The sequence below is a fragment of the Parabacteroides caecihominis genome, assembly GCF_023656785.1.
GTDB classification, from domain to species: Bacteria; Bacteroidota; Bacteroidia; order Bacteroidales; family Tannerellaceae; genus Parabacteroides; species Parabacteroides segnis.
In genome coordinates this window covers 18,367-37,078 of record NZ_JAMOKS010000011.1, presented here as the reverse complement: position 1 = coordinate 37,078, position 18,712 = coordinate 18,367, and the positions used below count along the sequence as shown (strand labels likewise).

Annotated in this window: 16 protein-coding genes; 12 read left to right on the top strand and 4 right to left on the bottom strand. The window is 42.4% G+C overall.

The window, feature by feature from the left end; all coding sequences use genetic code 11:
• Nucleotides 1-41 precede the first annotated feature (41 nt).
• From NBH14_RS10895 to NBH14_RS10870, 6 genes are all read left to right on the top strand, one after another.
• Nucleotides 42-1,256: a DUF4934 domain-containing protein gene (locus NBH14_RS10895; RefSeq protein ID WP_186958477.1), complete on the top strand. Its 1,215-nt coding sequence runs from the start codon at nucleotides 42-44 to the stop codon at nucleotides 1,254-1,256.
• 96 nt (nucleotides 1,257-1,352) lie between these two features.
• Nucleotides 1,353-2,339: a tRNA dihydrouridine synthase DusB gene (dusB, locus tag NBH14_RS10890; RefSeq protein ID WP_186958478.1), complete on the top strand. Its 987-nt coding sequence runs from the start codon at nucleotides 1,353-1,355 to the stop codon at nucleotides 2,337-2,339.
• Nucleotides 2,340-2,680: 341 nt separating this feature from the next.
• Entirely contained in the window at nucleotides 2,681-3,493 is an 813-nt protein-coding gene (locus NBH14_RS10885) for a head GIN domain-containing protein (protein ID WP_128133121.1), read from the top strand.
• A 25-nt stretch (nucleotides 3,494-3,518) separates the two neighbouring features.
• Entirely contained in the window at nucleotides 3,519-4,343 is an 825-nt protein-coding gene (locus NBH14_RS10880) for a head GIN domain-containing protein (RefSeq protein WP_128133122.1), read from the top strand.
• A gap of 222 nt (nucleotides 4,344-4,565) precedes the next feature.
• Entirely contained in the window at nucleotides 4,566-5,351 is a 786-nt protein-coding gene (locus tag NBH14_RS10875; RefSeq protein WP_186958479.1) for a head GIN domain-containing protein, read from the top strand.
• Between the two features lies 1 nt (nucleotide 5,352).
• Nucleotides 5,353-6,153, top strand: a complete 801-nt coding sequence (locus tag NBH14_RS10870) for a head GIN domain-containing protein (protein WP_186958480.1) — start codon at nucleotides 5,353-5,355, stop codon at nucleotides 6,151-6,153.
• 1 nt (nucleotide 6,154) lies between these two features.
• Here the strand turns inward: NBH14_RS10870 and NBH14_RS10865 are convergent, their stop codons facing one another.
• From NBH14_RS10865 to NBH14_RS10850, 4 genes are read right to left on the bottom strand one after another with little or no spacing between them, the layout of a single operon-like run.
• On the bottom strand, nucleotides 6,155-7,162 hold the full coding sequence (locus NBH14_RS10865; RefSeq protein WP_186958481.1) for an NAD-dependent epimerase/dehydratase family protein: 1,008 nt from the start codon (nucleotides 7,160-7,162) through the stop codon (nucleotides 6,155-6,157).
• Between the two features lie 3 nt (nucleotides 7,163-7,165).
• Nucleotides 7,166-7,372: a hypothetical protein gene (locus tag NBH14_RS10860; RefSeq protein ID WP_007655804.1), complete on the bottom strand. Its 207-nt coding sequence runs from the start codon at nucleotides 7,370-7,372 to the stop codon at nucleotides 7,166-7,168.
• 16 nt (nucleotides 7,373-7,388) lie between these two features.
• Nucleotides 7,389-8,147: a metal ABC transporter ATP-binding protein gene (locus tag NBH14_RS10855; protein ID WP_007655805.1), complete on the bottom strand. Its 759-nt coding sequence runs from the start codon at nucleotides 8,145-8,147 to the stop codon at nucleotides 7,389-7,391.
• Complete coding sequence (locus tag NBH14_RS10850; protein ID WP_186958482.1) at nucleotides 8,131-9,054, bottom strand: metal ABC transporter solute-binding protein, Zn/Mn family; 924 nt, start codon at nucleotides 9,052-9,054, stop codon at nucleotides 8,131-8,133. The genes NBH14_RS10855 and NBH14_RS10850 overlap by 17 nt, the downstream gene beginning before the upstream one ends.
• Nucleotides 9,055-9,371: 317 nt before the next feature.
• Between NBH14_RS10850 and NBH14_RS10845 the strand changes: the two genes are divergently transcribed.
• The 6 genes from NBH14_RS10845 (at nucleotide 9,372) to NBH14_RS10820 (ending at nucleotide 18,697) form a co-directional block, all read left to right on the top strand.
• On the top strand, nucleotides 9,372-9,695 hold the full coding sequence (locus NBH14_RS10845) for a hypothetical protein (RefSeq protein ID WP_128133127.1): 324 nt from the start codon (nucleotides 9,372-9,374) through the stop codon (nucleotides 9,693-9,695).
• 172 nt (nucleotides 9,696-9,867) lie between these two features.
• Complete coding sequence (locus NBH14_RS10840) at nucleotides 9,868-10,806, top strand: FecR family protein (protein ID WP_186958483.1); 939 nt, start codon at nucleotides 9,868-9,870, stop codon at nucleotides 10,804-10,806.
• A gap of 222 nt (nucleotides 10,807-11,028) precedes the next feature.
• Nucleotides 11,029-14,523: a TonB-dependent receptor gene (locus NBH14_RS10835; RefSeq protein WP_250817426.1), complete on the top strand. Its 3,495-nt coding sequence runs from the start codon at nucleotides 11,029-11,031 to the stop codon at nucleotides 14,521-14,523.
• A 21-nt stretch (nucleotides 14,524-14,544) separates the two neighbouring features.
• Nucleotides 14,545-16,452, top strand: coding sequence for a RagB/SusD family nutrient uptake outer membrane protein (locus NBH14_RS10830; protein ID WP_186958485.1), 1,908 nt, complete (start codon nucleotides 14,545-14,547; stop codon nucleotides 16,450-16,452).
• A gap of 79 nt (nucleotides 16,453-16,531) precedes the next feature.
• Nucleotides 16,532-17,956, top strand: coding sequence for an arylsulfatase (locus NBH14_RS10825; protein WP_186958486.1), 1,425 nt, complete (start codon nucleotides 16,532-16,534; stop codon nucleotides 17,954-17,956).
• Nucleotides 17,957-18,151: 195 nt separating this feature from the next.
• The gene (locus tag NBH14_RS10820) at nucleotides 18,152-18,697 is read left to right on the top strand and encodes an RNA polymerase sigma factor (RefSeq protein ID WP_128133132.1); all 546 of its coding nucleotides are present in this window, start codon (nucleotides 18,152-18,154) and stop codon (nucleotides 18,695-18,697) included.
• Nucleotides 18,698-18,712: the final 15 nt, after the last annotated feature.

The window sequence follows — 18,712 nt, the reverse complement described above, 5'->3', positions numbered from 1 at the left end:
TTGCGCATAACTTAATCAAAAATCATGTAATACTATAAGATATGAAGTTTTATAAAATTAAAATGTATCCTATACTCATATTATCAATAATTATTATAGGATGTAATGAGAAGGCAGAAACGACAAAAAATAAGCTTGTTTCCATTGATGTTAGAGCTTATGTAAATTCCAATGATGCAATTTCTATTAAAAATGAAATTGAAAGAATAGAATATATTCCATTAGAATTAACTGATGACAACAGCTCAATGGTTGGGAAAATAATGGATGTAATCCTTACCAAGGATTATATATTTGTCTTATCCGACCCTACATGCGGAGTACTTCAATTTGATATAAAAGGGAATTTCATTAGACAAGTAGCAAAATATGGACAAGGCCCTGGAGAACTTCTTTTTCCTATAAGTATGTATTCAGTAGAAGAAGATAGTAAATTATATATCACCGGGGCGTATCAGACAACAATATACAATTTTAATGGGAAATTTGAAGAAGCGTTCGATCGGGGAGGGAGAATGAGTTTTTACTCTTATCCTATTGGAGAAGGACGAGTCGTTGAGACTAGCTCTGAAGGCATACCTTTTGAGGCAAAAGGACATTTCGGAATTGGCATATTTAGCAATATGGGAAAAGGAGATACAATAATGATGAAAAACAATTTTTCAAATGATAAAATATCTCCATCAAAAGAATCAGGTTTTAAGTTAACAAGATGTATACCTAGTGATTCGGGAGTATTGTTTTCAACCATGACAAATGATACTATTTATCGTTTGACTAAAGATACAATCATTCCAGCATTCTGCTGGCAGAGGAATCTAAGTGAAGAATCTTTAAAAAGTTCTTATTCACTCTTGAATTTTATACCAACAAATACCGAACTATTTCTTTACGATATAATAGAATTCCCTGAATCTATTTGCTTTAGGTATGTATATAAGGAAAAATCATTCATAATGCTTTATGATAAACAGAGTGGTAAAATATTATCCACATCTACTCCATATAAATGGAATGATATTTCAAATGTTGATTTTTGGATGACCATGTGGGGAATAAATAATGATATAGATCATGGGGTACCTATTGCCCCGTTACATTGGTATAAGAACAAAAAAATATCTATACAGTGCACCCCTGCTTCAACTATTGATTATCTGCGAGATAAAGGTATGCTTAAAACTGCTCCAGACATTCTAAAAAAGATAAATGGAGATGAAAATCCGATTGTTATATTGTATCACTTAAAATGCTAACTCTGTTTAATTGGATACAATTACCCTGATTGCAGACAGTTCCATCATAAATCTTCGCGGAAAAAGCTGTACTTTTGTGGTCTATAATAAGAAGGTATGAAGATAGGCTCAATAGATTTAGGTGAACGCCCGGTATTCCTGGCACCGATGGAAGATGTAACGGATATCTCTTTCCGTCTGATGTGTAAGCGATTCGGTGCGGATATGGTTTATACGGAATTTGTATCGAGCGACGCCCTGATACGCAGCGTAAACAAGACACAGGAAAAATTGACCGTTGCCGAAGATGAACGCCCGGTCGCTATCCAGATATATGGAAAAGAAGTAGATGCAATGGTGGAAGCTGCCAAAATATGCGAAGCTGCCCGTCCTGATATATTGGATATCAACTTCGGTTGTCCGGTCAAGAAAGTGGCAGGCAAAGGTGCCGGTGCCGGTATGCTCCGGAACATTCCTTTGATGCTTGAAATAACGAAAGAAGTAGTAAAAGCCGTCAATATTCCGGTTACGGTTAAAACACGTCTGGGATGGGATGCGGATAATAAAATAATCGTCGACCTGGCCGAACAGTTGCAGGATTGTGGCATCGCTGCCCTTTCCATCCATGGCCGTACCCGTGCCCAGATGTACACCGGCGAAGCGGACTGGACACTGATCGGTGAGGTAAAAAATAATCCCCGGATGCATATCCCCATTATCGGCAACGGCGATGTGACCTCTGCCGAAATATGCAAACAGCGTTTCGACAATTATGGAGTAGATGGCGTTATGATCGGTCGCGGAAGTATCGGACGCCCCTGGATATTCCGTGAAGTGAAACATTTCCTGACTACCGGAGAAGCACTGCCGGAAGAAAAATTCATCTGGTATCTGGATATCCTTAAACAGCAGGTCAACCAAAGTGTGGAACGCCTGGACGAACGACGCGGTATTTTGCATATCCGACGCCACCTGGCAGCTACTCCATTGTTCAAAGGAATTAGCGATTTCAAGCAAACACGTGTCGCCATGTTACGGGCTGAAACAGTGTCAGAACTGTTTGATATTATGGATTCTATCCCGAAAAAGTTCGGTATACTGTAACAAATCATTCAAAAATTGTAACATTTACGTCATAAAGTGACAAATTTACAATAAATTGAGACGATAGTATATTGCACATATTATAATTCCTCTTATATTTGCAATGAGTTTTTTTCATAGTATTTTAGATCTAAGGTTAACAAGTCTTTGCAAAGGAGGAATCGTGAGACTGCTTCGTTGGAAAGCAAAGAAGCCGCATCCGTTAATTATATGGATTGCGGTTTTCTTTTTATCCGTCCATCCCTTTTCTTTTCGCTTTTTTCCCAAAAAAGTCTTTCAAATCTGCAACCTAAACGCAATAGCATTCGTCTTATAAATAAAAGAACTAAAAAATTATACAGATGAAAACAAAAGTATCCCTTCTTATTGCCTGTTTACTGACCACATTGACTGGATTTGCTTTCACCAATGAAAAAGTGGAAGGAAACGGAAATATCATTACCAAAGAAATTTCTATCAGCGACTATAATGAAATATCGACAGTCGGAGTCATGGAGTTTGTTTATGAACAATCGGATGCCGCTCCTTATCTGAAAATCATGATCGACGAGAATCTGTTTCCGTTACTGAAAGCACAGGTAGACGGCAAGGAATTGATAATCGGTCCCAAAAAGATCAAGGAAAATAGTCGTAACGGTAATTCATATAACCTCCAACCGACCAAATTTAAGGTTATAACCAACTCACGCGAAATAAAAGAGTTGAACGTGGTATCTTCCGGTGATTTCATTATTGCCAGTCCGATAAATATCGGAAAACTGGAAATCAATATGGCAGGCAGCGGCAATATTCTTTTGGAAAAGAAAGTAGAAGGAAACAAGCTGGAAATCAACTTGGCCAGCTCCGGGAGCGTAGTAGCCTCCAATATCGATCTGGCAGGAATAGAATGCAGCCTGGCAGGCAGCGGTTATATCCAGATTGCAGGAAAAGCGGACCGCGCAGAATACAACCTGGCAGCAAGCGGCAACATTAAAGCCTACGAATGCGTCACCGGCAAAACGGAATGCAACATAGCCGGTAGCGGAAATATCCAGACTCATACCAGAAATCAGTTGGAAGCAAACATCGTAGGAAGCGGGAATGTCTATTATAAAGGTAATCCAACTACGAGCAAAAGTATCATCGGCTCCGGTAAATTAAAAAGTGCAAACTAAATAACATAACTTAAAAACGAACATCATGAAAAGAATTACATTCGCCATCATCAGTTTAATCGCATTCAGCACTATATCCTGTTTTGCAGAGAAAATCAAAGGGAACGGTAATATAATAACCAAAGAGATCCAGGTCTCCGATTATAAACAGATAAAAGTAGGCCAGGGAATCGAAACAGGCGGAAACTCTTTCTTCGGCAAGAACCAGTCTCCCCAAGTGAATTACACACAGAAGGGCGGTAAATCCGGCTTAAAGATCACCATCGACGAGAACCTCCTTTCCGAATTAAAATTCAACTCAAACGGAGACGTACTTCAGATAGAGACAGAACGCGGCACTCGTATTAATCCGAGCAAATTGATTATAGAAACCCATTCATCAGAATTAAATAAATTAGGGGTATCAGGGGGCATCGATTTCTATCTGCGCAGCTCCCTCTCCGGAGAAAACCTGGAAATCAGTGCTTCCGGAGCAAGTGATGTTTATCTGGAAAAACCGATACGCATAACCAGCCTGTGCAAAATCAACCTGAGCGGGGCCAGCGACCTGAAAATCTCAGATCTGATTTGTGACAAAATAGATACCCACTCCTCAGGCTCCAGCGACATGAATCTGAAAGGAAAAGCAAACGACGGAAAATATAGTTGCAGTGGCAGCAGTGATATCAAAGCATACGACTTCGTCATAAAAAGACTGAAATGTTCAGCAAGCGGTAGCAGTGACATTTTCACAACCGTTACCGAAAAACTGGAAGCCAACGCATCCGGAAGCAGCGATATCAAATACAAAGGTAACCCGGAAGTTAAAAAGCATTCAAGCGGTTCCAGCGATATCGACCACATAAAATAAGAGATCATTATATTGGGAGTTGGAAAACCCGGAGTTACTTTTCATCAAGGCATTGGATGAATAGTGATATCCGGGTTATTTATTATAATTCCAAAACTTAATTCCCTATAAAAATATACGAAATGTAGGAATTATAAATTAAATTACTCCTATTTTTGTAACCGACCGCATCGGAGTCACGTCTATTTATTATAAGAAAAGGCAATACTAAACAAATAAATTATGAGAACAAAAGGGTTATTATCTATTATCATGTTGCTGGGCCTGTTATTTACAGTCCAGGCGGCAGATCATGTGAAGGGCAACGGTACCCTTACTACAAAGAAAATAAAGATCGATGATTACAATGCCATCAAGATTGACGGCGTTATCGATTTCAACTATGAACAGTCGAATGCAGAACCCTATATCGAAGTAACGGTTGATGAAAACCTGCATGAATACGTCAATATCAATATAAAAGACCGCGAACTTTCTGTAGGTTTCAAAGGTGCCAAAGTGGATCACTATACCAAATTCATTGTAAAAACCAACTCCAAATGGCTGAAAGAAGTAAAAGCCGCCGGAAATGCGAATTTCATGATAAATAGTTCTTTGACTGGTGACGAGGTAAAGATTAAGGCAAACTCCAACTGCCTGGTACAACTAAAAGAACTGATAAAAGTAGGAAAACTGGAGTTGAATGTTTCCGGTAGTGCCAATATGGTAGTCAATGACCTCCAAGTAGACAAACTGGAGTGCAGCATCAACGGCTCCGGCACTATCAACCTGAAAAAAGGAAATGCCAAGGAAGGTGAATACAGCATCACCAGCAGCGGAGAGATCATGGCTTTCGGCGTAGACGTTCCTGAACTGAGTTGCAAAATGACCGGCAACGGAACGATGGAAGTTCACCCCACCAATAACCTCAAGGCAAACGTTGTCGGCAAAGGCAAAATCCGTTATAAAGGCCCGACAGCCGTTCAACAGAAAATTATTGGTAAAGGCTCCGTAGAAGAAGTAAAATAAGATGAGTAAGAAATTATCACTTATAGTATTGGGCAGTATCCTTTTACTTGCCCAAGGATGTATATTTTTTCCTGCTGTAAAAGGGGACGGAAATGTAACGACACATACGATCGACATTTCAGACTACGATCAGATAAGCGTCGATGCATCGGCAGCCGTTTTCAATTACACTCAGGAAGAATCGGCACCTGCACTGACTGTCATAGTCGATCAGAACATTTATGACCTTTTCGATTTCAAGACGGATGATAATAAGCTTGTCATCCGCCCTAAACAAGAAAATAAAACACTCCGCCTCCGTCCGACCCAATTCACCATTACCTCCAATTCCAGGCAGTTGAAGAAGGTAGATCTGGCCGGTGCAGAAAAATTCAATGTAAACAGCAAGCTGTCTTCGAACGACAAGATCAAATTCAACCTGGCGGGCAGTGTCATGCTTCACATGAAAGATACTGTCACGGTAAACCAACTGGAAGTATCTATAGCCGGTAGCGGTATCGTAGATGCACTTACCTTGTATGCGAATGAGTTTAAAGGTGAAATAGCCGGTTCCGGAACATTCAACCTGGCTGGTACGGGAGAGAAAGCGGCATTCGAGATTGCCGGTAGCGGGAAAATACATGCACTGAATTTCTTACTATCAGACGTATCGTGTGAGATAGCCGGCAGTGGTTTGCTGGAAACTCATGCAACGAATAATATCTATGCCGAGATAGCCGGTAGTGGGAATATCAGGTATAAAGGAGACCCTTCCATTAAAGAGGAAAGGGCAGGTTTCGGTAGCATAAAAAAGGTGGACTGATCTACAGCCACCCTTCCTTACAATACCACTCAATACTTTCCTCCAACCCTTTGCGCAAAGGGTATTCAGGAGTGAAACCTAGTTCATCCTGAAGTGGCGTAACATCGCAAATCCAGTTACGCTGCTTCAGGATGATATATTTATCGGTGTTCAGTGTCATACTCTTATTCAACAACTTGCCTATCCACTCGGAGCAATGGCACGCTACATGAACCAATCCCAACGGGATGCGGGCATGCAGCACATGTCTTTTCTTTACTATATCCTGTATCATCCGTGCAAATGACTCGTCGGTATGCACATCTCCGTCTGCCACAAAATAATGCCGGTTAAGGATTGTTTCATTTTCCAACGCCAGGAACGCCACTCTCGCCAGATCCTTTACATATATAAATGTAATACGCTGGGGTATGAATCCTACCGCAAAGTCAAATCCCGACTTTACGCTTTTGATCTCCATAAAATAATCCTTTTCACCGGGGCCATACACACCCGTCGGACGTAGGATCACATAAGGGAAATGAGATTGGTTGCGCACATAGTTCTCCGCTTCCAGTTTACTTTTACCATAGGCAGTATCCGGTTGTTGCGGATCATCCAGGCGAATCGGACGGAAATTCACCTCGTCTCCCCTCCCATAACTGCTCAGGCTACTCATCAACAGAAACTTTTTCGGTTTGCAACCGGCAGCAGCCAATGCCTCTATGAAGTTATGCGTATTCTCTGCATTGATACGGAAGAAATTCCGCTTATCGAGCGTCTTTGTCAGACCTGCATTATGGATAACATAATCCCAGGCGCCCTGCTCACGGACAAAATCCTTCAACTGGGCAGTCAATGCCTCCCGATTGTTATATTTGAGATCAATAAAATGAATCCGTTCATCCTGTAGGTTTTCACGGCTGCTTGTGGCACGTATGCCCGCCCAGGTTTCATATCCCCGGCGCAACGCTTCTTTTACCAGAAAACCACCGATAAAACCGCTTGCACCTGTAATCAATATCTTCATAACTCAGTCTTTATTCTTCATATAATAGGTGTAGTAATACCATAACAGACCAATCCAGTTGAGAACAATAATGATCAGTATCCATACAATCTTCTGTCCTCTGGAGATAAAAGGATTTTGCGTAACGGCCTTGCATCCGAACAGGATAACGGCAATGCCTACGATAATACCGGCTTCCGGTAATGAGATTAAGCAAAGTGTGTGTGACATGGTGGAATTAAGAATATTAATGTTCGTGTGTTTTCAATACGCGGTGCGGCAGATTCCCGTGTCCGATCAACTCGATCGGGCAGGCATATTTTTCGCCCAACCATTCTTCCGAAACGTCCACACCGGGATGATAATGCAAAGTCTCGTTCACACAGGCAATATTTTTCACCATTGCCAGGACCGTTCCGATATCGTGAGAGACCAGAATAATGGCACTCTCTTTATTGATATCCTCCAGTAACTGGTAAAAACGCGACTCAAACCGTTTATCGACATACGAGTTAGGTTCATCAAGAATCAATAATTGCGGACGTGAAACGATCGAACGGCCTAACAAGACACGTTGTAACTGCCCTCCCGATAACTCTCCGATCGAACGGGTGTACAAATCTTCGAGCCCCATCTGCCGGATCACCACCTCAATACGCTCCTTCTGGACAGCCGTATAAGAACGGAAGCGAGGCTTTTCAGCAGCCAGTCCCGAAGCGACCACTTCCCATACGGAAATAGGGAATTTACGGTCAATATTATTCAACTGAGGCAGATAACCAATCCGTAAAGAAGAAACTTCAACCCCATTCTGATAAAAACGTATCGCACCGGATACCGGCTGAAGTAATCCCAGAATCACCTTCAGCAGTGTTGTTTTACCACCGCCGTTAGGACCGATTATGCCCAGGAAATCATCTTTCCATACAGTCAGGGAGACGTCTTTCAAAACAGTCTTATTCCCGTAAGCGGCTGTTATCTTATCTATTTCAATGAGTTTGTCCATCAGCCAATGCTTTTGCAATATGAATCATTTCTTTAGTCCAGTCATAAGCCAACGGATTGATTACAGTCAGTTTACAACCTGTCTCTTTGGCAATCAGTTCGGCATTCTTCTGATCGAACTCCTGTTGAATGAATACGACACGGGCATTATTGGCACGCGCTGTTTCAACCAACCGTTTCAGTTGTGCTGGTGAAGGTTCTTTGCCGTCCATCTCGATACAAAGTTGCGTGAGATTGAACTCGTTGGCAAAATAAGTCAGTGCCGGATGATAGATAATAAATGTACGGTCGGTCAACGGGTCAAGCAGTTGCTTTATCTCAGTATTTGTTTTATCGATCTCGTCCACCAGTTTATTATAGTTCTGCCAAAAGTACTCCGTATTGTCGGGATCGAGTGCGATAAAAGCATTCAACGTATTCCAGGCAACAGCCTTGACTCCGGCAATCGAACTCCATATATGCGGATCGACTCCACCATGATGATGGTGATGCGCCTCCTCTCCGGCATGGGCATCATGATCGTGGGTGCCATGTTCATGTGCATGGTCGTCGTCTTCCGTATCTGTCAGCAGGTTCATTCCTTCAGAAGTATCAAACACCTGTAATTTCGGATTATTTTCACGTATCTTATCCATCCAGGCCTGTTCAAACCCGATAGGACCGATGCGCAAGTAAGCGATACTTCTTCCGATCTGTATCATTTGCTGGGGAGTAGGATCGTATGTTTCAGGACTTTGCCCGGCAGGGACTACACAATTTATCTTGAATTTATCTCCTGCTATCTTTTCCGCAAAATAGCGCTGAGGTTCAATCGTGACTGTTACAACAGTCTCATTAGCCTGCTTTGTCACACAAGCCGTCAACAGAAAAAATGAGAGAATAGTGATTAGTATACTCGTTTGTTTCATCTTGATTTTCTATACATTATATATCATGCAATCTTTTATTTCTATCACAACCTGACAAAGGTAGTAATTTTTTTGTTTCTCCTTCGATTCCTTACAGAAGGTACTTCTTCCTGTAGAAAAATCCACACAAGTATGGAGAAATTCCCCACCTGACGGATTTACTTCTTTTTACCCCGGTTAATCAATAAAAAATTAACCTGCCCATTTAGAACATGTTATCTGAAAGAATAGTTCATCTCATCTTTTTGGCACGGAAATTGAAGAATATGGGGCAATAGGTAAATTTAGATTTTTAGTTTTAAGGCAAAAAAGAAAGTATGAAAAAGATTATTTTAATGACAGCGATTGCCATGTGCACCGCTTTTACGTCACAGCTTCAGGCACAAAACGCACCGGACAACAAAACACAGGTAGAAAAACAGGATAAGTTTTATGAAATAGACGTTACGAATATCCCCCAGATACTTCAGGAGGGTGTAAACAATGTCTATCAGGATTGTCTGATAAAATCCGTTTACGTGTCGAATAACAGCACTTATGTTAAATACAAAGTTATCCTGGTGACACGCGAAGGAAAAGAAATGAAAGTTTATTTCGATGACAAAGGAGCCGTAGTCAAGGAACATAGTTATTTCAAATAAGACATTGATTCCCAAGTTAAACACACATATATTTTGCATGCTTTCGCCGATCTGTGATCAGCGCTGATCTGAAAAGATGTAATTTTTTTTCTTTTTTCGTTAGGGTAATCCGGGAATGGGGTGTTATTAGTATGAAAGGCCCCTGAACGGGAACCTGAATCAATACGAAAGAATGGAAAAAGAATTACTACATAAATATTTCAGAGGCGAAACTTCCCCCCAGGAAGAAAAACTGATCATGGATTGGGCGGAGGCTTCCGGTGACAATTACCGGGAGTATCTGGAAGAGCGCAAAATCTGGAATGCCCTATTAATACATTATACAAAGCCTACTGAGAACGCGACAGCATTCTCAGTTCAGAATAAATCATTTATTCTTTGGAAAGTAGCGAGCATCGCCGCTTCTGTCGCTCTACTGTTTGCTCTCTCCTGGATCTGGATTATCTCCGGCAATAAAGAAGCCGGGGGATTACAAGCCGTTATGGTTCCCGCCGGCCAGCGTGTAGAGTTGGTGCTTGAAGACGGCACACGGGTCTGGCTCAACTCCAAATCAAAACTAACCTATCCCACTTCATTCGGGAAAAAGAAGCGCGAAGTCATACTGGATGGTGAAGGCTATTTTGAAGTAACGAAAAATGAAAAAGCGCCCTTTATCGTAAAAACACACAAGTATGATATCAAAGTATTAGGAACAACTTTCAATATCTCCGCCTATCAGAATAAACTGAGTGCATTCGAAACCTCCCTGCTGGAAGGTGCAGTCGAAGTTTTCTCATCCAACAATACTGAGCATGTTTCACTCACTCCCCATGAGAAAGTAACAGAAATAAACGGTACGTTGCGAAAAGATACAATCAGTAATATGGAACATCTGCGCTGGAGAGAAGGATTGATCTGCCTGGATGACGAACCATTCGACAGTCTGATGAAAAAATTCTCCGTTTATTACGGCATCGACATCTTCATAAAAAATAACAGCGTATCGAAATACCGCTGCACCGGAAAGTTCAGGCAAACCGACGGTATAGAATATGCCTTGAGAGTTCTTCAGAAAGACGTCTCATTCAAATATATAAGAGACGATGATTTGAATACAATTACAATCATATAAATATGTTACATCTTAAAATCAATACACCATGAACAGAGACCCATAAGAAAAAAAGCAAAGCCGGAAGATGTCCCCACATCCCCCGGCCGAAAGCTAATCAGAGACAACATCGATTAATTATCTCATTATTAACATTTAAATCCACACAAAGTTATGATAAATTTTCTTTGTCAAACCCTTTTTGTACCTAAAAAGTATAAATCAAACCATTTGGGACGGATTATGAAATTATCAACATTCCTTCTGCTGAGTTGCGCATTCACTGGTATTGCAGGAAATGTAAGTTCTCAGAACGCCAGGGTAACTCTGAACGAGAATAACGTGGCAGTCAGTAAAATTTTAAATTCAATCGAATCACAGACCGATTATTTGTTCATTTACAACAAGAATAATGTAAATGTCAGCCGTACGGCTTCTGTTAAAGCGAAAGAAAAGACAGTTGACAAAGTATTGTCGGAACTCTTCAACGGCACAAACATTACCTACGAAATGGAAGGTAAGCACATTGTGCTTTCTATGAAAAAAAACACTTCCGAAATAAATTCGACCGCTCAATCCCAACAGACAGGAAAGACTGTAACCGGAGTTATCAAAGATAAAAGCGGACTGGAAGTTATTGGTGCCAACATTGTCGAAAAAGGGACTACCAACGGAACGATCACCGATGTGAACGGCCAATTTTCACTAACCGTACAACCCGGAGCTATCCTTCAGGTTTCTTTTATCGGTTACAATACGAAAGAAATTAAAGTTGGTAACGAATCGACCCTCAACGTAATCCTGGAAGAAGACAGCCAGGCATTGGACGAAGTGGTGGTGGTAGGTTACGGTGCCCAGAAAAAGGTAAACCTGACCGGCGCGATCACAACCGTTAAAATGGAAGACGTAGTGGGTAACCGCCCCGTCGGCAACACGGCACAGGCACTGGAAGGAGCAATCCCCGGTTTGCAGGTAAGCCGCAACAACGGTAAACCCGGTACGACTATCAATATGAACGTACGTGGTGCAACCAGTATCAACGACGATACAAACGGCGCACCGCTGGTATTGGTCGATAACGTTCCGATGGACATCGACTTACTGGACCCGAATGATATCGAAAGCGTAACCACCCTGAAAGATGCTGCTGCTTCTGCTATCTACGGAGCCCGTGCTGCATTCGGTGTAATCCTGATTACCACCAAGCAAGGAAAAAAAGATACGCCGATGCGTGTAAGTTATAATAATAACTTCTCCTTTTCCACTCCTGCTACCATGCCTAATAAAGTTGATCCGTACACGACCGTACAGACTTATGCCAATATGGGACTGAAACGTTACTACGGGGGACAGGACACCGAACAATGGCTGGGATACCTGAATGAATACAGGAACGGACAACACAAGGACGGTTATGTTTATGCAGACGGCGTACGTTACAACCTGGCTGAGACAGATGTGATTGACGATATGATGGATAACTTCGGTTTCCAGCAACAGCACAATGTCTCTGTAACAGGCGGTAGCAGTAAAGCGACTTACCGCGTATCATTCGGCATGGTGGATGAAGACGGTATACTGGTTACAGACAAAGACTCATATAAACGTTATAACGCATCTGCTTTCGTTAGTATGGATGCAAACAAATGGCTGACATTGCAGGCAGATTTCCGTTATACGGACTCCAAGACATCGACAGCACAATCCGGTACTTCCGAACATGGAGAAAACGCTATCTGGTCGTTTGCCAGCAGCATGCCGAGTATGTGTCCGCTGGGATACGGCTATGCAACCGAAGATGACGACGAATTACTTCCTTACGGAACACCATCCAATCTGCTGAGACTGGCTTCTCCCAAGATCAACCGGGCAAACAACACCCGTATCCTGGGCCGTGTAATGGTTAAACCGCTTGAAGGATTGGATATCATCGGCGAATACAGCTTCAACCGCAACTGGGGATCAGAAAAGCAATTCAATGAAATCTATAAATACATCGCCCCGGTAACAGGAGAAAAGAAAGATACATATACAAATTCAAAGTACCAGATGAAACAGTTCTTTGAAACCACCAATGCTATCAACATCTTTGCGACTTATTCAAAAGATATCGACGATCATTCTTTCTCCGTAATGGGTGGTTACAACCAGGAAAACTGGTACTACGAATCCCTGAAAGCGACCCGTGAAGACCCGATCAACCAGGGATTGCCTTCTATTTCGCAGTCAACCGGAACGATCACCTCTGAAGACAGCTTTAAAGAATATGCCCTCAGAAGTTTATTCTATCGTGTGAACTACTCATACAAAGGCAGATACCTGGTGGAGGCAAACGGACGTTACGACGGTTCATCCCGCTTCCCGAAAAACGACCGCTTCGGTTTCTTCCCTTCTTTCTCTGCCGGATGGCGTATTTCGGAAGAATCTTTCATGGAAGATACAAAAGATTGGATGAACAATCTGAAACTAAGAGCATCATGGGGTAGCATCGGTAATCAGAATGTAGATTATTACGCTTACCTACCGACTATCGATGCTAAGAATGACTACAACTGGATCTTACCGGGAACGGACAAATATGTAACGACCTTGGGTGTTCCGGGGCTGGTTAGCTCTTCATTTACCTGGGAAACAGTTAACACATTGGACATTGGCGTCGACCTGAATCTGCTCAATCGCCTGGGCATCGTTTTCGATTGGTACCAGCGTGATACGAAAGATATGCTTACCGCAGCCAAACCGCTGCCGGGCGTGCTGGGAGCTTCAGCCCCAAAAGTGAATGCTGCCGATATGCGTAGTAAAGGTTGGGAATTGGCAATCACATGGAACGACAAGATCGGAAAATATATCCGTTACAACATCGGTTTGAACCTGTATGATTCCCGCTCAAAGATCACCAAATACAGCAATGACGACAACCTGTTGACTTATAAAGATGCCTCGGACAATAACATCGAAAAAATGTATTATCGCGAAGGCATGGAATTCGGTGAAATATGGGGTTATACAACCGACCGTTTCTATACGGAAAATGATTTCGTTGACGGAAAACTGAAAGACGACGTTCCCGTTTTCCTGGGACAGAACAGGGATAATGTAAAACCGGGCGACATTCTTTACAAAGACTTCGACGGCGATGGCAAAATCAGCGACGGTGACAACTCGGAAAATAACCCGGGCGACCTGCGCAAAATCGGAAACAGCACTCCTCGCTTCCAGTATGGTATCAATGCCGGTATCTCTTACAAAGACTTCGACCTGTCTTTATTCTTCACCGGAGTAGGCAAACGTGACTTATGGGTTGGAGACTTATGGGCACCCAACGGACAGTTCGTCACCTCCGTATTTGACTATCAGACAGATTACTGGACAGAAGAAAACACCAACGCATATTATCCGAGAGTATACGGAGAAGGCGGCAACAACAGTTACAACAGCAAACGCCAGACTAAATATCTGGAAGACGGTTCGTATGTCCGCTTAAAGAACCTGACCGTAGGTTACAATCTGCCGGCAGATCTTTGCAATAAGCTATACCTTCAGAAGCTGAGAATATTCTTCAGCGGTGAAAACCTTTTCACATGGCATCACCTGCCGGAAGGATACTATCCTGATTCATACAGTATGATACCGGGCAGCAACAAAGTAAACGCCAATATCGAAGGCGACTCTAAAGCATCCGGCTGGTCCTACCCGTTGATGAGACAATTTTCTTTTGGTATTAATGTTACATTCTAAAGTAAAGGAGATTCACTATATATGAAAAAGTTATTAATAAGTTTCCTGGCAATAGGTACCACTCTTTTCCAGTCATGCCTGAACAACGACTACCTGGAAAGACTTCCGCTCGACAAGCAGACGGAAGAAACAGTATTCGTAAGCTACGACAATTTCAAGACATACTCCTGGAAGTTTTATACGTATCTGACTGCTTATGCCGGTCCGACAGCAATAAAAGGCGGTCCTAACGAAAAATATATCTTCGACAGCTATTCGGATAATGGTTTCTATGGAAATCCGGGAAGTGAGAACCAATGGGTATGGCCTGAAAAAGTAACTGTTCCCAGTACGGACGACGCTTACAGTAAACCTTACGAACGTATCCGTGCCATCAACATCATGCTGGACAATCTGGATAATTCCCAGATGAACGAAACGGAGAAAGCCCACTGGCGCAGTCTCGGTTATTTCTTCAAAGCAAACGAATATTACCGACTGATCGCTTACTACGGAAGTGCCATATGGGTAGAAAATGCCTTGAAAGATACAGATACGGAAGTATTATATGCCAAAAGGACTCCCCGTACGGAACTGGCAGCCAAAGTATTGGAAATGCTGGAATACGCTAAGGAAAATATAAATCCCGACGGGGACGGTGAAAACACAATCAACCGCGAAGTCGTTTGTGCCCTGATCTCCCGTTTCGGTTTGTTCGAAGGAACCTGGCAGAAATACCACAACATTTCTGACGGCATGACCTATTTACAGGCAAGCTACAAGGCTTCGACAGAGTTGATCAATGCTCATCCGACCGTACATAATCATTATGACGAACTGTTCAATTCTGAAGAATTACAGGGAATGACAGGTATATTGCTTTACAAGAATTTCCTGTCAGACGGAAAAGGGCACAATATGACACGTTATGTGAGAACATCTTCCCATTATTCGGAAATCAGCTCGGACGGTGTCGCCGCTTATCTTTGCCAGGATGGTAAACCTATTTATACCAGCGAAATGTTCGGCGGTAACAAAGAAACCGGTGATGCAGATGTGTACACTGAATTCCGCAACAGGGATTATCGTTTATATTTCAATGTATGTCCTCCGTATAAGGTAAACAGCCCGACGGCAACGAACATGGATATGTCGAAAGTTACCAATACAGATGATCCCCGGGATAAAGAATTTATAGACCTGATGGCACAAATCTCGAACACGGGCGGTTCTACTAAAACGCTTCCGGCATTGCAGTGGGCTGGCCAGATATTACGCGAAGTTCCCCATTTCCGTGAAAACTCTTATAATATGGGACAGGGATTCATGACTTCTTATGGCGGTTACTATGTATGGAAATATTATAATACGGTTACTCCGGTAAACTCCGCGGGTAGCGTGAACTCTACCGACTTCCCGTTGTTCCGCATGGGAGAGGTGATGGTTAACCATGCAGAAGTAGCCTGGGAACTAGGACAGTTCAACCAGGGAATTGCAGATGCTACCATCAACGTTTTACGTAAACGTGCTCATGTGGCGGATATGAAAGTAAGCGAGATCAATGCTTCTTTCGATCCGAAAAGAGACCAGTCGGTCGATCCGGTTCTGTGGGAAATCCGTCGTGAACGCCGTGTCGAACTGATGTTCGAAGGATTCCGTTATGATGACCTGCGCCGTTGGAAAAAGGCTGAATATATGAATAAACAGCAATTCGGCGTTTATCTGAAGAAATCAGACCTGGAAGACGAACGTCACATGGGTGATTCTGCCAATCCGTCAAACTTCAAACTGAAACTTGACCGTGATGGCGACGAAGGTCGTATCGTATTCTTCAGCAAACCTGTAGGATGGGTAGACCGCCATTATCTGTTCCCACTGCCCAGCAATGAGTTGTTGCTGAATCAGAATATGGATCAGAATGAAGGTTATCCGCGTTCCAATGCTGAATAGACAATTCCATTATTAATTATAAAAGGCTGTTTTTGAAACCTTCGTTTTGAAACAGCCTTTTAAATTCCCACTTAATTCCATGAAAAGAAATATTTCACTTTACAGTATCTGCCTGCTCGCCGCCGGGTGCAGTGCAATATCCCTTTCAGCCAAAGAGAAAACAAATGTCGTATTCATCCTGGCTGATGACCTTGGTTACGGCGACCTGAGTTGTTACGGACAGGAAAAATTCCAGACACCTAATATAGACGAACTGGCACAGCGGGGCATACGTTTCACCCAATGTTATTCAGGAACGACCGTCAGCGCCCCTTCCCGTTGCAGCCTGGTAACCGGAATGCACACCGGAAACACCTGCATCCGCGGCAACTCCAGCGTAAACCCTGATTATGAAGTAGCACTTCCTACCGGTACCAACACCATCTTCAAAATATTCAAAGAGGCCGGCTACAAAACCGGAGCTTTCGGGAAATGGGGACTGGGAGAAGTTGGCAGCACCGGCGATCCGAACAAGCAATTCGTCGATACGTTCTTCGGATACAACAGCCAGCTTCTTGCACACAACTATTATCCCGACCATATGTGGGATAACGATAAACGAATTGATTATCCTGAAAATGCAAACGGAGCCTATGGGACCTATTCCCAGGACGAGATTCACAAACATGCCCTGAAATTCATAGACGACAATAAAGAAGAGCCTTTCTTCCTCTTCATCCCTTATGTCTTACCCCATGCCGAATTATTGGTACCGGAAGACAGTATTATACAGAAATTCAGAGGAATGTATCCGGAACAGCCTCATCATGGTACCGATTCAGGACCTATGTTCCGCAAAGGCGGTTATTGTTCCCAGGTATATCCGCATGCCACATTCGCAGCAATGGTTTACCGCTACGATGTATATGTAGGCCAGATCGTTGCCAAACTGAAGGAACTGGGTTTATATGATAACACACTCATCATCTTCACCAGCGATAACGGACCGCACCGTGAAGGAGGAGCCGACCCTGAATTCTTTAACAGCAATGGTATCTACCGCGGCATCAAACGGGATTTATATGAAGGAGGCATCCGTGTACCAATGATCGCTGCATGGCCCGGACAAATAGAAGAAGGAACGATCTCCCACCAGCCTTGTGCTTTCTGGGATATGATGCCTACTTTTGCCGAAGTCATCCATACTAAGAAAACTCCGGAATGCGACGGTATCAGTATCCTGCCTACATTAAAAGGAGAAAAAGGCCAGAAGCAACACGATTACTTCTACTTTGAATTCCACGAAATGAACGGACGCCAGGCCATCATCCGGGGAAACTGGAAACTGATCCTATTGGATATCCAGAAATCACCGAAATATGAGTTGTATAATATCGCTGCCGACCCTTCGGAAGTACACAACATGATCGACCGCAATCCTGAAAAGTTTGCCGAGTTGAAAACATTAATGGAGCAAGTCCATACAAAAGACACGAACTGGCCTTTGCTACCGGCTGAATTTTAACCGACAGCAAAATCCAAACACAACAATTGAGATTGATCAAAGATATCCCGCCTGATATTTTTGATCAATCTCTTTCTTTTGAAAACAATGAAATAATATTACCCTATCCACAAAAATATCATACATTTGCAGACGAGATACGAGAATATTTTTTAATTTTATCCATATAGTTTTATACAATTCAAATAGCCGTTAATGGAAAAATTGTCTGACGAAATACTATGGTCACTTTATCTGAAAGGGGACAAAGAAGCCCTTGAACAGATATACAGACGATACTATCCATTACTTTTGAATTACGGATGCAGACTTTCTGCCAATCAGGATCTGGTACAAGACTGTATTCAGAATTTGTTTATAAAACTAATGTCTAAATCACGAAACTTATCAGACACACCCTCTGTAAAAGGATATTTACTTAAAGCCTTCCGCAACAATCTGCTGGACAGTCTTGAAAAAGAAGAAAAACACAATGATTTCATCTTCATTGACGAAATACCGGAAGTATATCACACTACAACAGAAGAAGAATCTGCCCTTAAAGAAGATATAAGCAATCTGTCGTTGGCTTATCAGGAACTTTCTGCCAAACAAAAAGAAATATTATATCTTTTTTATATCAAAGGTATCTCTCACAAAGAAATTGCCGACATATTGAATATCAACTATCAATCCAGCAAAAACAGACTATCCCAGTCACTCGTACAATTACGTAAAATGTTTTTCCTGAATAAAAAATAACTTTTTTCGGTTTCT